This window comes from Lelliottia sp. 7254-16, assembly GCF_002922995.1.
GTDB lineage: Bacteria > Pseudomonadota > Gammaproteobacteria > Enterobacterales > Enterobacteriaceae > Enterobacter > Enterobacter jeotgali.
The window spans coordinates 100,065-113,607 of the sequence record NZ_PQVS01000010.1; the positions used below are offsets into that span (position 1 = coordinate 100,065).

20 protein-coding genes are annotated in these 13,543 nt (G+C 56.0%); 6 read left to right on the forward strand and 14 right to left on the reverse strand.

Going from position 1 to position 13,543, the window contains the following annotated elements; all coding sequences use genetic code 11:
* Positions 1-148: 148 nt before the first annotated feature.
* The 4 genes from C3708_RS14435 to nlpA all read left to right on the forward strand — a co-directional run bounded on the left by C3708_RS14435 (position 149) and on the right by nlpA (position 2,333).
* Positions 149-568 (forward strand): GNAT family N-acetyltransferase, encoded by a 420-nt coding sequence (locus C3708_RS14435; RefSeq protein WP_095280064.1) that lies wholly within the window; start codon positions 149-151, stop codon positions 566-568.
* A gap of 71 nt (positions 569-639) precedes the next feature.
* Positions 640-969, forward strand: a complete 330-nt coding sequence (locus C3708_RS14440) for an AbrB/MazE/SpoVT family DNA-binding domain-containing protein (protein WP_331251906.1) — start codon at positions 640-642, stop codon at positions 967-969.
* A gap of 2 nt (positions 970-971) precedes the next feature.
* Positions 972-1,370 (forward strand): type II toxin-antitoxin system VapC family toxin, encoded by a 399-nt coding sequence (locus C3708_RS14445; RefSeq protein ID WP_103950241.1) that lies wholly within the window; start codon positions 972-974, stop codon positions 1,368-1,370.
* 153 nt (positions 1,371-1,523) lie between these two features.
* Positions 1,524-2,333: a lipoprotein NlpA gene (gene nlpA / locus C3708_RS14450; protein WP_103950242.1), complete on the forward strand. Its 810-nt coding sequence runs from the start codon at positions 1,524-1,526 to the stop codon at positions 2,331-2,333.
* Positions 2,334-2,453: 120 nt separating this feature from the next.
* Here the strand turns inward: nlpA and C3708_RS14455 are convergent, their stop codons facing one another.
* The 11 genes from C3708_RS14455 to C3708_RS14505 form a co-directional block, all read right to left on the reverse strand.
* Positions 2,454-3,413 (reverse strand): DUF523 and DUF1722 domain-containing protein, encoded by a 960-nt coding sequence (locus C3708_RS14455; RefSeq protein ID WP_103947815.1) that lies wholly within the window; start codon positions 3,411-3,413, stop codon positions 2,454-2,456.
* Positions 3,410-3,955, reverse strand: a complete 546-nt coding sequence (locus C3708_RS14460; RefSeq protein ID WP_095280073.1) for a DUF3833 domain-containing protein — start codon at positions 3,953-3,955, stop codon at positions 3,410-3,412. Before C3708_RS14460 ends, C3708_RS14455 begins: the two co-directional genes overlap by 4 nt.
* Entirely contained in the window at positions 3,952-4,437 is a 486-nt protein-coding gene (locus tag C3708_RS14465) for a DUF2878 domain-containing protein (protein WP_103950243.1), read from the reverse strand. The genes C3708_RS14460 and C3708_RS14465 overlap by 4 nt, the downstream gene beginning before the upstream one ends.
* The gene (locus tag C3708_RS14470; RefSeq protein ID WP_103950244.1) at positions 4,434-5,654 is read right to left on the reverse strand and encodes a cyclopropane-fatty-acyl-phospholipid synthase family protein; all 1,221 of its coding nucleotides are present in this window, start codon (positions 5,652-5,654) and stop codon (positions 4,434-4,436) included. The genes C3708_RS14465 and C3708_RS14470 overlap by 4 nt, the downstream gene beginning before the upstream one ends.
* Positions 5,651-6,373 carry a DUF1365 domain-containing protein gene (locus C3708_RS14475; RefSeq protein ID WP_103950245.1) on the reverse strand — a complete coding sequence of 241 codons (723 nt, stop codon included), beginning with the start codon at positions 6,371-6,373 and terminating at the stop codon, positions 5,651-5,653. The genes C3708_RS14470 and C3708_RS14475 overlap by 4 nt, the downstream gene beginning before the upstream one ends.
* Complete coding sequence (locus tag C3708_RS14480) at positions 6,370-7,626, reverse strand: NAD(P)/FAD-dependent oxidoreductase (RefSeq protein WP_103950246.1); 1,257 nt, start codon at positions 7,624-7,626, stop codon at positions 6,370-6,372. Before C3708_RS14480 ends, C3708_RS14475 begins: the two co-directional genes overlap by 4 nt.
* The gene (locus C3708_RS14485) at positions 7,623-8,342 is read right to left on the reverse strand and encodes an SDR family NAD(P)-dependent oxidoreductase (protein WP_103950247.1); all 720 of its coding nucleotides are present in this window, start codon (positions 8,340-8,342) and stop codon (positions 7,623-7,625) included. Before C3708_RS14485 ends, C3708_RS14480 begins: the two co-directional genes overlap by 4 nt.
* Positions 8,339-8,764, reverse strand: a complete 426-nt coding sequence (locus C3708_RS14490) for a nuclear transport factor 2 family protein (RefSeq protein WP_103950248.1) — start codon at positions 8,762-8,764, stop codon at positions 8,339-8,341. The genes C3708_RS14485 and C3708_RS14490 overlap by 4 nt, the downstream gene beginning before the upstream one ends.
* A 183-nt stretch (positions 8,765-8,947) precedes the next feature.
* Entirely contained in the window at positions 8,948-9,358 is a 411-nt protein-coding gene (uraH, locus tag C3708_RS14495; protein ID WP_103950249.1) for a hydroxyisourate hydrolase, read from the reverse strand.
* A gap of 97 nt (positions 9,359-9,455) precedes the next feature.
* Positions 9,456-10,184 carry a MerR family transcriptional regulator gene (locus C3708_RS14500; protein ID WP_095280087.1) on the reverse strand — a complete coding sequence of 243 codons (729 nt, stop codon included), beginning with the start codon at positions 10,182-10,184 and terminating at the stop codon, positions 9,456-9,458.
* 52 nt (positions 10,185-10,236) lie between these two features.
* The gene (locus tag C3708_RS14505) at positions 10,237-10,671 is read right to left on the reverse strand and encodes a hypothetical protein (RefSeq protein ID WP_103950250.1); all 435 of its coding nucleotides are present in this window, start codon (positions 10,669-10,671) and stop codon (positions 10,237-10,239) included.
* 138 nt (positions 10,672-10,809) lie between these two features.
* On the opposite strand from C3708_RS14505, the gene C3708_RS14510 reads away from it, so the two are divergent.
* Complete coding sequence (locus C3708_RS14510; protein WP_103950251.1) at positions 10,810-11,808, forward strand: class I SAM-dependent methyltransferase; 999 nt, start codon at positions 10,810-10,812, stop codon at positions 11,806-11,808.
* Between the two features lie 73 nt (positions 11,809-11,881).
* On the opposite strand, the gene C3708_RS14515 is transcribed toward C3708_RS14510, so the two are convergent.
* The 3 genes from C3708_RS14515 to C3708_RS14525 form a co-directional block, all read right to left on the reverse strand.
* Entirely contained in the window at positions 11,882-12,181 is a 300-nt protein-coding gene (locus tag C3708_RS14515; protein WP_103950252.1) for a helix-turn-helix domain-containing protein, read from the reverse strand.
* Entirely contained in the window at positions 12,178-12,528 is a 351-nt protein-coding gene (locus tag C3708_RS14520) for a type II toxin-antitoxin system RelE/ParE family toxin (protein ID WP_103950293.1), read from the reverse strand. The genes C3708_RS14515 and C3708_RS14520 overlap by 4 nt, the downstream gene beginning before the upstream one ends.
* A 427-nt stretch (positions 12,529-12,955) precedes the next feature.
* The gene (locus C3708_RS14525; RefSeq protein WP_103950253.1) at positions 12,956-13,246 is read right to left on the reverse strand and encodes a SymE family type I addiction module toxin; all 291 of its coding nucleotides are present in this window, start codon (positions 13,244-13,246) and stop codon (positions 12,956-12,958) included.
* A gap of 128 nt (positions 13,247-13,374) precedes the next feature.
* Here C3708_RS14525 and C3708_RS14530 point away from each other — a divergent pair, with 128 nt between their 5' ends.
* Positions 13,375-13,539: a YlcI/YnfO family protein gene (locus C3708_RS14530; protein WP_103950254.1), complete on the forward strand. Its 165-nt coding sequence runs from the start codon at positions 13,375-13,377 to the stop codon at positions 13,537-13,539.
* The last annotated feature ends 4 nt before the right edge of the window (positions 13,540-13,543 follow it).

Here is a 13,543-nt window from a genome sequence, read left to right on the forward strand (position 1 = left end):
TATACGTTTCAGGAAGGTATTGGAAAGCGCTTTTTTTATTAACATCTTGAAAGGATATTTCCACAACGAAATAAAGGAGAGAATAAGGAGTTTTTATGAAGATAAAGCTGTGAGATAGTCAAATCGCGCTGAAAATAAGGAGAACAAAATGCAATTGAGCGTCACTAATAACATCACCGAAGAAGATAAAGCAGAGCTTTTGAATGGGCTGAGATCCCATAATCGACAGTTTATTGATTTTTCCACGGTCGGTGGCGATATCGCTGTTTATGCACGTGACGACAATGGCGTGATGACGGGCGGGTTGATCGGCAACCGCAAAGGGGAATGGCTGAACATCGACTATTTGTGGGTGAATAGCGATGTGCGGGGTTGCGGATTGGGCGGCAAGCTGATGAGCGCCGCCGAAAAACAGGCCAGACAGCAAGGGTGCCTGCACGCGCTGGTGGATACGTTCAGTTTCCAGGCGCGGCCCTTTTATGAAAAGCAGGGCTATCAGCTGCAAATGACGCTGGAGGATTTTCCCCTCAAAGGTATGCAGCGGCATTATCTGGCGAAAAAACTGTAACCCCTGATGCCCGGTGGCGCTGCGCTTACCGGGCCTACTATAAGATGCGAGCCGCTTTCCTAATTTGAGTCATGATGCTTGTCTTCCTGTCCCTCGATGGCTCATTCTTTGGCCTGGTCAATAAACCCGCAGAGGTGGCAATGGAACGCACAGTAAAAATCTTCAAAAAGGGCCGCCGTCAGGCCGTCAGATTACCCGCAGATTTTGAATTTGATACGGATAGTGTCTACATCCGCAGAGATGAGTATGGGAACGTGGTGCTATCTGTAAAAACTCATCGTGAGTACCACAGAGATATATTTTTAAACCTGTTAAAGCTAACGGATGTCCCGGAATCATTCCTGAGTAAAGAGGAGCGCAATCAAGGGTTCGCAGACAGGGACCCTTTCGAAGGAATGTAGAAATGCGGCATATGCTTGATACTAATATTGTGAGCTATATCGTCAGAAAGCATCCAGATGTGCTTAATAAATATTCATATACGGCGCTCGAAGATATTTGTATTTCCAGCGTCACTGAAGCGGAACTGCTTTACGGCGTGGCCAAAAAGCAAAGCAGTTCATTAACCGCAAAAATACTGGAGTTTCTGAATACGGTTACCGTATGTAACTGGGATCGTGAAGCAGCGGAAAGCTACGGCATACTTCGAGCCTCAATGGAAAAAGAAGGAAAGGTTATGGGGGCGCTCGATCAGCTGCTTGCCGCCCATGCGGTGAGTCGCGGTGCTACGTTTGTCACTAACGATCGCGCCTTCGCTATGGTGCAGGGATTGAACGTGGAAGACTGGACTGCAGAGCAGTAACGCCTGACGCCCGGTGGCGCTGCGCTTACCGAGCCTACAATGTCGTCAGCACGCACATATAACTTTTCCTTCTGGTTGATTCTTTTTCGGTTTTTAGCGTACCGCTTCGTTGTCGATATAGTCGTTTAAACGTTTATCAAAAGGATCTGTCTCGTGAAACTTTCTTTACCTCGATTTGGTGCATTAGTTCTTACGGGCCTGCTGCTGGCGGGCTGTGACCAGGGCGGCAGCGATGCCAAACACATTAAAGTCGGCGTGATTAACGGCGCTGAACAGGATGTGGCGGAAGTCGCCAAAAAAGTGGCGAAAGAGAAATACGGTCTGGATGTCGAACTGGTCGGTTTTAGCGGCTCGCTGCTGCCTAACGATGCGACCAACCACGGCGAACTGGATGCAAATGTGTTCCAGCATCGCCCGTTCCTGGCGGAAGATAACAAAGCGCATGGCTATAAATTAGTGGCGGTCGCTAACACCTTTGTTTTCCCGATGGCGGGATATTCGCGCAAGGTCAAAGCCGTTTCCGAACTGAAGGATGGCGCAACCATTGCCATTCCTAACGATCCGACCAACCTCGGGCGCGCGCTGTTGCTGTTGCAAAAAGAGAAGCTGATTACGCTTAAACCGGACGTCGGCCTGCTGCCAACGGCGCTCGACATTACCGCTAACCCCAAAAAACTGAACATCATGGAGCTGGAAGGCGCGCAACTGCCACGCGTGCTGGACGACCCTAAAGTGGACGTGGCGATTATCAGCACCACCTATTTGCAGCAAACCGGGCTGTCACCGGTGCATGACGGCGTGTTTATCGAAGATAAAAACTCGCCTTACGTGAATATCGTAGTGACGCGTGAAGACAACAAAGACGCGGAAAATGTGAAAGAGTTTATTCAGTCGTACCAGTCGCCGGAAGTGGCGAAAGCGGCGGAAAAAATCTTTAACGGCGGGGCGGTGCCGGGCTGGTAAAGTGCGTGGCTAAGCAGGCCTCGCCCTCGAATAAACAAAAAAAAGACGACAGTGAGGTTTGTCGTCTAAAACGGGGTGCGTGTAAGGACCTTTTGGGCTAAAGGTCTCTCGTTTTGAAAATCAGGTAATCGCCAGCCGCAGCCCCAAATCCTGCGGGTACGGGTCGAAGTAGTTTTGCGTCAGAAGATAGTTGTCAGGATGCTCGGCCAGATAATGCTTGAGCAGCGTGAGCGGGGCGAGGATCGGCAGCTGTCCGGCGCGGTAGTTAAGTATCACTTCGCGCAGCTCCAGGCGCTGGCGGGCGTTGAGCTGTTCGCGGAAATAGCCCTGAATATGCATCAGCACGTTGGTGTGGTTTTTACGTGAGGCGGGCTGCTTCATGATCGCCATCAGCTTGTCGCGGTAGGCGACAAAAAACGCCTCCAGATCGTCCCACTCGTGCATCGACGCCACGAACGGGCCGATTTCGCGGTACGCCGCCTGGTTATGGGCCAGCAGCTGCAGTTTGTAGCGGCTGTGATACGCCAGCAGGGCGCGGCGCGTCAGGCCTTTGGCGCGGATCGCGTTCAGCTCGTGCAGGGCAAAAATCCGCGCGATGAAGTTCTCGCGCAGGACCGGGTCGTGCAGCCGACCGTCTTCCTCCACCGGCAGCCACGGGTATTTTTCCTGCATCGCGGCAGTGAACGCCCCGCTTCCCTCCTTCTGGCCGGGATTGCCTACTTCGTCGTAAATCCGCACGCGTTCCATGCCGCAGCTCGGGGATTTGGCGCAGACGATAAAGCCGTCGTAACCGGCGATCCCCGGCAAATAGCCCGCAGCGAAATCGGCCATTTTATCGCTCACGTCTTCGTGCGGCGCGAAGGTAAAGCGCACGCGCATGTCGCCGTCGGGCGCTTTCACCAGACGCAGCGCCGGGCGCGGAACGGGCAAACCAATCGCCATTTCCGGGCAGACGGGTTTGAACGTCACCCACTGCGCCAGGGCATCCATTAAAAAGCCCATCCGTTTATGCCCACCGTCAAACCGCACGGCTGAGCCCGTCAGACATCCGCTAATACCGAGCGTGGGTTTGGTGTTCATGGTGTTGCCCCCTTACTGTCTTTCCGGGTGAAGAAAAGCGTGACGGTGCCGACGTTGAAACCAAACTTCGTCATCGCGGTTTTATTGAAAAGATGCGTGTCGTCCTGCAAATACATCCAGTCGTCGAAGTGCAACAGCCAGGTTTTGCCGTCGGCTTTGACGTTCATGCTGTAGCGCCAGTTGAAGGCGTTTCCTGCCGCCTGGCCGGTCGCCACGCCCTCGATATCTCCCGCACGACCTTCATAGCGATCGGCGCTGACGCGCCGGATGTGCCACACGCGCTGCTGTTTCTCGCCATCGTCATACACAAACTGCTCGCTCAGGGTCAGGGTGTCGGCCTGCACTTCGCCGTTTAACGCCACGTGGAAGCGACGGATCTGCTTCCCGCTGCGGTCCTGCACCATGCCGAAGGCTTCGGTCTGGCCCTGAAAATAACGGAAGATATCGAGTTTTGGCGTTTTGCCCTGATACTCGCTGATATTTGTGCTGCAGCCCGCCAGCAGCATCAGCGCCGCCAGACTTACCGCCAGAAAACGTTTCATGGTTGCCTCCCGACCAGCAGGTGGAAAAAGAGGATCAGCACCAGCCATCCCATCGCCATCCAGCTCAGGACGATGAAGGCCGGGGCCTGAAAGACGATTGCATCCAGACGCTCGCCGAGAAAATAGGCCACCGGGCCACCTGCGGTACCCATCAGCACCAGCAGCCAGCGCGGCAGAGCGGTAGTGGTGGTGAGCTGGGTCCAGACGCAGGCAAACATCAGCCACAGGGCCATCATCCACAGTGGCAAAATCCCTTCGCCGTTAAAACGCAGGAGCCCGGTTAGCGACCAGAGCGTATCCAGAGAACTCCCCGCAACCGCCAGCAGAATGGCGTACAGTCGCTGGATCGGTTTCAACATCAGGCAGGCCAGCAGCGCCAGCGCGAGCCACACCATCACCCCGCGTTCGCGAAAGAAAACCACCATCGTCCAGTAAAAATCGAACGCGATGGCGAGGACGAAGACCTGCACGTGGCGGTTCATACGCGCTCTGCCGTCAGCTGCACCACGCTGATGGTGCGGGCGTTGAACCCTGCTTCGCAGTAGCCCAGGTAGTAGAGCCACATGCGGCGGAAGCGTTCATCGAAGCCGAGTTTTTCAATATCCTGCCAGGCGTGGAGAAAGCGCGTGCGCCAGTGCGTCAGGGTGCGCGCGTAGTCCGGGCCCATGTCGAACAGGTTGCGCACCACGAAATCCGTGTGGCGCGTCATGAGATCGCTCATCGCCGTGATGCTCGGCAAAAAGCCGCCGGGGAAGATGTAGCGCTGGATAAAATCGACGCTTTTGCTGTAGCTGCGGTAGCGCTGGTCCTGAATGGTGATCGCCTGAATCGCCATTTTGCCGCCGGGGCGCAGCCGCGCCTGGCAGGTGCGAAAGAATTCCGGCAAGAAGGTTTTGCCGACCGCTTCGATCATCTCCACCGACACCAGCTTGTCGTATTCCCCGGTTAAGTCGCGGTAATCGCAGAGCAAAACCTGAACCTTGTCCTGCAACCCGGCGCGGGCAATTCTTTCCTGCGCCCAGCAAAACTGCTCGTAGGACAGCGTGGTGGTTGTCACCCGGCAGCCGTAATGGCGGGCGGCGAACTCGGCCATCGCGCCCCAGCCGGTGCCAATTTCCAGCAGATGATCGTCCGGCGTCAGCGCCAGCTGTTCGCAGAGCCGCGCCATCTTGGCCTGCTGCGCGGCGGTCAGATCCTGATCCGGCGAGGTAAACAGGGCGCTGGAGTAGAGCAGCTCCTCGTCGAGGAACTGGGCGTAAAAGGTGTTGCCCAGATCGTAATGGGCGGCGATGTTTTCCCGCGCCTGCTGGCGGTGGTTGCGCCGCGCCCAGTGGCGGAGCCGTTCGACAGGCCTGCCCAGCAGCCGAAATCCGCTCTCCAGCCGTCCCAGCGTTTTGCCGTTGAGGGCCAGAATGTGCAGTAGTGTGGTGAGCTGAGTTGTCTCCCATTCACCGTCCATCCAGGCTTCGGCGGCGGCAAGACTCCCGCCGGTCAGCAGGCGTCGGTAAAGCGTCGAGGAGAGGACGTCCACCTCGGCGTGCAGGGCCGCACTGGTATCGCCAAAATGGAACGTTTGGTTACCCTCGCGCACGGTCAGCGACCCCTGTTGCAAATCTCCCAGCAGGCGGAACAGTAGCCAACGGGCCAGACGTGCGTGGCGCGGGCATTCTGGCTCAAGTGCATAAACAGGATCGGTCATGAGCGTTCACTCCTGCTGGCAGGATGGTTGTGAATAGGCACGCGTTTGAGCCACAGGCGCAGCGCCTGCCAGTAAATCGCGAGGACGGTTTTGAGCGTCATCAGCGGGATGCGCCACAGCAGCGAACGCAGCGCGGAGCGGGTCAGCGGCTGACGGGTCAGCATCAGCGTGGCATCAAACACTTTGGTTTCCTGATGCGTTTCAATGCGCATGTGCAGGGTTTTTGCCGGGCAGTTGAAGCGCCAGTGGTAGACCATATCCATCGGATTAAACGGTGAAACGTGGAAGGTTTTCGCCATCGGGCGCGCCTCCTGGCCGTTCACCGCGTAGTAATGCCGCTCGTTCCACGGCGTGTTGCGCACTTCGGCGAGCACCCAGCGCAGCACGTCCTGGCGGTCGAAGCAGTAGTAAAAATTGACCGGATTAAAATGGATGCCGAAATAGCGCAGCTGGGTCAGGAGCATCACCCGCCCGTCGTGGCGTTCGCCGGTCAGCGTCTCCAGCCTGGCGAGAGCCTGCGCTTTGAGCGGCTCGCCCAGCGGATAGTCGCGGTCGTAAAACGACGCTGCGGCAAAGCGATTGCGGCGAATACCCACTGATGGCAGGCGTTCCAGTTCGTCGAGATCGAGCCACGCCATAAACAGGCTGTAGCGGAAATGGTGTGGCCGGGGCAGCAGGCGGCGATGACGCAGCACGCCCTGATAGAGGCAACTGTTCATGTTCCCGCCCTCGCGATCCCCGCCACCACGTCGAGCGCGCTGCGCACGCCATCTTCGTGAAAACCGTTGTACCAGTAAGCGCCGCAGAACCAGCTTCGCTGCTGGCCGTTGATCTCGGCGCGACGCGACTGGGCGCGCCAACTTTTGGGATTAAACAGCGGATGTTCATACACAAAGCGCTGCCAGACATCGCGCTCGTCGATGGGCGCATCCGGATTGAGGGTGACGCAGAACAGCGGCGCGCCCTCTGGCAGGCCCTGCAAAATATTCATGCTGTAGGTGACGCAGGCGCTGTTTTGCTCCTGGTCGCTCAGGCGATAGTTCCAGCTCGCCCAGGCGCGCTCGCGCACCGGCAGCCAGCGGCGGTCGCTGTGCAGCACCACCTCGTTACGCTGCCAGCCGATGTCGCCGAGGATCTGTTTTTCCGCAAGGCTTGGGTTATTCAGCAGCGCCAGCGCCTGCCCGGAGTGACAGGCGAAAATGACCTGATCGAAGCTGTGTGTTCCGTCGGCAAGCTCAATGTCCACGCGGTGGGGATGGCGGATCACCTTCTGCACCGGCGCATTCGTGTGCAGCGTCAGGCGATCGCCCAGTTGCGTGACGAGGGCGCGGACATATTCGCGCGATCCGCCGGGCACCACGTACCACTGGGGACGATGGGTGATGTCCAGCAGCCCGTGATTCTCAAAAAAGCGTAAAAACAGCGCCAGCGGAAAACGGCGCATCTCCTGCAACGACGAGGACCAGATCGCCGCGCCCATCGGCAGGATGTAGTGCCGGGCGAAGAACGGGCTAAAACGGTGCTGATCGAGGAAGGTTTGCAACGTGTGGTTGTTGCTGGAGCCCTCGCGCAGCGCCTGCTTCGCCAGTTTGTTAAAACGCACGATCGATCTGAGCAGCCGCCAGAACGTCGGGTTCAGCAGATTGCGGCGCTGGGCAAACAGGGTCGAGAGCGTGTGGCCGTTGTACTCCAGCCCGCTTGCCGGGTTGTGCACGGAAAAGCTCATCTGCGTTTTTTGCCCGTGAATGCCCAGTTCGCTCAGCAAACCCATAAAGCGCGGATAGGTGCGGTCGTTATAGACGATGAACCCGGTGTCGATGGAATACTCCCCCGACGGCGTGGTGACATCGACCGTGGCGGTATGGCCGCCGACGGTAGGGGCCGCCTCGAACAGCGTCACCGGATGATGCCCGGCCAGACGCCAGGCGCAGGTCAGCCCGGCGATGCCGCTGCCGATGATGGCGATGTTCATGAGCGCACCATCCGGCGCAGCAGCGCGTTCTGCATAAACTGAGGCAGTGACGCCAGCAGGCGCAAAACCAGGCTGAATCCGCTGGGGAAGGCGATGTGCGCTCGGCCTTTCGCCACGCCTTGGCGGATGGCGGCAACGGCCTGCTCGACGCTCACTTTCGCGGGCATCGGGAAATCATTTTTGCGCGTCAGGGGCGTGTCGACAAAGCCTGGGGAGACGACCGTCACGGCCACGCCTTTTGGCTCCCAGTCCAGACGCAGGCAGTTGGCGAACCACGTCAGCGCCGCTTTGGACGCGCCGTATGCCTCCGCGCGCGGGAAGTGCAGCCAGTGGGCCATAGAACTGACCAGCACCACGCGGCTGCCGGGCGCGAGTATGTTCTGCAACGCAGCCAGACAATTTATTGGTCCGGCAAAATTGGCGCTCATCACCCGCGAGATCAGATCGACGTCGATCACCCCATGATCGAGATATTCGCAGGTTCCGGCGCACAACACGGCGAGATCCACGCGGCAATCGGCCAGCGCCTCGCGACAGGCCTGCGCGTCGGTCATGTCAAACTGACGCAGAGAGATCAGCGGGCTGTACTGGCGCAGGGCCTCAAGGCGGGCAGCATCCCTGCCGCAGGCAATGACGCGGCAGCCGTCATCCGCCCAGGACTTCGCCAGTCCCTCGCCAATCCCTGAGCTGGCGCCGGTGATGAGGACAGTCATCATGGGCGCACCCTCCTTTTCACACCGCGCACCGCCCAGCCGAGGACGGGCAGGTGTTCGTAAATCATCTCTCCGGCATCGTAATAATCCCGCTGACGTTTCACCGTGCCGTCCTGAATTTCCACCACGGAACAGCCCGGCAGCGCCAGCGTCTCGCCGTCTGTCAAACGCGGATGCGACCAGTGCATGGTCCAGGTGAGGGCGAAACGGTCGCCGTCGATGAACGGCTTATCGATCGAGAAATGGCATTTGTCGACGTTGGCCAGCAGATGGGTGAAGTAGCGCTGGATCGCGAACAACCCCCGATGCTCACCGAAGGGATCAATCAGCACCGCTTCAGGGTGATAGAGCGCAGGCAGCGCCGATGGCGGCTGGTTTTCCAGCCCGGCGTAGTAACTCATAAACCGATCGATGACGGCGCTCATTGTTTCACCCTTGCAGTGGACGATCCTGATGTAAAACCCATAACTAAAACTTGCACAAACGTGCGTGTTTGTCCAAGTTTGATTCGAGTTTTTTTTTATTTATGATTTATTTCAGATGGATAGATTGAGTGTTTTTGTGCGGAAAAATGCGCTCCCGATAGCGGGGCGGGAGCGCAAGACGGGTCAGCTACCCTTGTAGGTGGAGTAGCCGTACTGGCTCAGCAGGAGTGGGATGTGCAGTTTTTCGTTGGTTTTGGTGACGGTGAACAGCACCGGGACCTCCGGGAAAAACGTGGCCATTTTCTGGCTCTGGAAGTAGTCGCCGGTTTTAAAGGTCACTTTATACACGCCGGGCTGCATATCCTGATCCTCTGGATACAGCGACTTAATGCGCCCGTCGTGGTCAGTTTTGCCGCTCGCTAGCATGGCCCAGTTGCCCTGCTGCTGTTTTTCCAGTGTGACTGTGACATCTGGCGGTGGGGTGCCCGTTTGCTGGTTGAGAATATGCACGCTCAGGGTCCCCATCGGCGCGCTAAAGGCGAAAGGTGCAAAGGCGATGGAGGATAAAAGCAGCAGGCCGGAGAATTTATTCATGTTGTTTTCCTGTTTAATGGTGAATACAGGAAACGTTAGCATTCTGGCGGCAGGAAAATATTCAATCTTTCGTGATAACTCGCGTAGGGAATATTGATTACAGGGTAATCATTTCCAGAGAAATAACCTGCTGCTGCCACTGCTCGACCTGTTTTTTACGCGCAGCAGTTAATTTACCGGTAGTGACAAGTAGCCATTTCCGATCCGGGAAAATCTCCGGTGCCAGCGTAGCAGGCGGTATAGGGAGCACGTCAATGCGATGACCTTGCCCGGTGCGTTTGAGCGCTTCGAGCCAGATTTCACACGGGTCGTTTAGATGCCAGCCGGTTAACAGATAATTATCGCCCGGTGCGCGTTTATCCCCTTCGAGGCAAAATGAGGTATAGGAAATAATAATTCCGTCGAGGATTTCACGCAGAGTCATTATTGCTGGAATATTCGCCGACACCTGACTTCGTAGCGGGCGCAATACTTCGGTGACTAATTCCGGGCGTGGTGATTCACGGCCTGAATCGTATATCAGCTGACGCAGAGATTCGATTTTGCCCTCTTTGAGGCGCTGTAACATGCTCTCTTGCAGAGTGAGCCAGTTATTGGTGCGGCGCGCGCCGGGCCGTGCCAGCAGCGGTTTAACCTGGCTGACGGGAACGCCTTTTTTCACCCAGTCGAGGATTTTCAGCGCTTCCTGCACGTCGGCATCGCTGTAAAGACGATGTCCGCCGTCGGTGCGAAGGGGTTTCAGCAAGCCATAGCGGCGCTGCCACGCCCGCAGCGTGGTGGCGGTGATGCCGCAAAGTCGGGCGAATTCGCCGATGGAGTAAGACATGGAGTGCGCCTGCTGAACAAGATGACTCTCAATATACTACGAATTTTGACTGTCAGGAGCACATGTGATTGAACGGTCCCGGCGGGCAGGGGCGCAGGATGGTGTGGATGCGCTCCTCTTTGAACGTATACATGCCGCCGGAGAACGGGTCGACGATGAACCAGCCCGGCACGCCGAAGAAGATGATATTGCCAAAGGTGTACCAGTGGCTGAAGCGGTACTCCAGCGGCATCATCGTCGAGTAGTAGCCCTCCTGTTTGAGCGTCAGCGTGTACTCCCGTTTGCCGAAATAGCTGCCGTCCGATTTCTTTAGCACCACGGATTGCGGCGTCTGACCGGTGGCGATCATATTGCCGTCGCGGTCGATAATCGCATAGTACGCAACCGGGTTGCTGTCGATATACACCGTCTCTTCGCTGCTGCCGACAAGGCTGGCACAACCCGTCAACAGCAATGGCAACAGCAGCTGCCAAACCTTTTTCATCATCCTGAACGCTCCCTTTCGTATACCTTTTCAAAGCGGCACAGGTGAGCAGAAAATTAAGGCATATCGTGCATTTTTCGTAGGGCAATGCCGTCCCGTTTGCATAGACTTCCGTTTAGGGTCGAACGGGGGGATGACGAGATGAAATGGCAATCTTTTCGCGGTGATGCACCGGATGATATGACGATTTATAGCGCATCGTTCCCCGATATTAGCGACCAATGGCCGATGAAAGACGATGTCACGCGAGAGATCAATGCCCTCAATCAGGCCATCAAAGCCAACCCTGAACTGCTGCCCCCCCTGCTCGAAGAGGGCGGAAACGGCCTGCCGAGATTGATCCCGCAGCATCTCCATTCCGACCAGGCATACCGCACGCGGCCTGCAATGGCGGCCTGGCGTGCGCGGCTGGTGCCCTCCGCGCTGGCGCTGTTTGTGGTGCAAAATCCGCTGGAAGAGCGCCTGCCCGAAGGTACGCGGATGGACAGCGAAAGCCGCCAGTGGTTTATCCACGCCAACGATGCCATCGGCGTGCGATCCCGCGCGCAGGTGCTGGGCGCGTTGGTGGACAAATACATCCGCAATGAGATTGAAAGCGACTGGATAAGCCTGGCGAGCGGCGCGGCGATCCCGGTGCTGGAGGCCCTGCGCACCGCGAAGCTGGACGGGCAGAAAGTGCATCTCTCGCTGGTGGACGACGACCCCGTCGCCCTGCGTTGGGCAGAAACGATGGCGGCACAGGAGGGGTTGAACGTCGGAGAACAGCTGACGCTGCTCAAGCGCCATTTGGTGCATACCCTGATCCGCAGCGACGATTTAGTGCTGGAGCTGGGCGAACATCAGGCTGAACTGGTCGACGCGCTGGGAATTTTTGAATATTTCAACGACGTGGACGCGGTGATTTTCCTGCAACGCGCCCTGCGGCTGGTGAAGCCCGGCGGGGCGGTGATTGTGTCGAATATGCTCACAACCAGCCCGCAAATCGACTTCATTCTTCGCTGCATCGGCTGGGCGCACATCTTCCCGCGCTCGTTGCAGCAGTTGCAGGATATCCATCTGGCGGCAGGAATTCCGGTTGAGAATGTGACGGTGATTGTGCCGAAAGATGGGGTGTATGCGGTGATGGAGATTAGGGTTTGATTGTTTGATTCCCTCTCCTTTGGGAGAGGGTTAGGGTGAGGGAGGAATATGCGGCGTTGATGCACGAAAAAATCTAAATATGAAACGCCACACGCTTTCCGGTTGGAAGCTCAACATCCAGACTCAGTTTTCCACCCATCGCTTCGATGTAGCGTTTAAGCGTGGCAATTTTCAGTTCATTACCGCGTTGTTCAAGCTGTGTGACTGCGGGTTGGCTGATTCCCATTATTTCTGCGACAGCCTTCTGAGAAAGCTTTAATTCTTCGCGCATCATTTGCAGACCGGTTTCCAGAATCATCTCGTCGGCCATTTCTTTGATTCGTTTTTGGCTTTCCGGTGAGCGAGAAGCAATCACTTCATTTAAGGTCTTCATTTTGTTGCCTCCAGGGTTGCCAGGTGAATTGAAAATTCATCATCCGCGATACGGATCAGTCGTTCATAAAAGAGTTTATCGCCACGCTTATCGCCAGCACAAAGCACTATCGCCCGGCGGACGGGATCGAACGCAAATAACGCGCGAATCGGACGGCCTGAATATTGAATACGTAACTCCTTCATATTCTTATGCCGGGACCCTTTTACCGAATCGGCCCATGGGCGGGTAAGATGCGGTCCGTAGTTTTGCAGATTGAGCAGGTCAGCAAACACCTTTTCCTGTAGTCTTTCATCTTGCTCATGCAGCCATTGCTTAAATACGTTTCCGAGAAGTACCGTCCACATTCGTTCGTCCATGATAAGCTGTAGCTTATAAAACGAAGGATATAAGCTGTGGTTTATAATTGCAATGACTGCCTGTGACGGCCATTGCATCCCCGATGAAAAGTATGACAAAAATTGGCAACCAGCCTGATAAGGCAATGGCGATACTGCGAGCAGCTTTCAGAGATATTTCATTCGGCGAGCCCTTTCAGCCTGTTCAGCGGTGAAATCGCTGAAGAAATGGCTCGATCGGTCCCCTCTCCCTTGAGGGAGAGGGTTAGGGTGAGGGGGAACATTCAGAGACATCGGCAACTAAGTTGCGACCAGTTGTTCGGTTTAGTCGAACAACTGAATGATCGGTAAGCCTGTTTTAAGTCACTTGAACTGGAATACATTTTGCGCGATGAACTTGTAAGCGAGACTGACAAGTTGCTCTTTTTGCTTTATCTCAATGCGTAATCGCCAACGCCCCTTCAATCTCTTTCAACTTCGCCTGCGCCTGCTTTAATTCGTCCAGCAACCTCTGCTCCTGCTCGCTGTACGCCACCAGAACAATGCACCCGTCCATGACTTTCACCGTCACCTGTTGCCCGGTTTCAAATCCTGCTGCACGGAGCCACTTGCCGGAAAGCATGATGTTCGGCGTGGTTTTGTCGTGAACATTTGGACGATATCCCACAATTATCGTGCGCTCAGTTCCGGTGTCGGTGGTGTCTGGGGTAGAATGCGAATCAGCCATAATCAACTCCTTGATAGTTGGTGAGGTTAGACGCCCTTTAGTGCTCCAACACTGCTGGGCGTTGCTTGAATTCCAAATCCGTGTGGTAGGTACCACATGCAGATAAACTAACCTAAGTGGTACCTACCATGCAAGAAAAAAAGAAACCAAATTTTGACCGCACCAAAAGCACGATGAAGAACATCCGTTTCGATGATGAACTATTGGAACAGATCGAGAAAGTTGCGGGGAAAGGGAATTTTAGTAAGTGGGTGAAAGAGGCGTGTTTAGAGCGGCTAAAAAAAGATAGTTAATTGA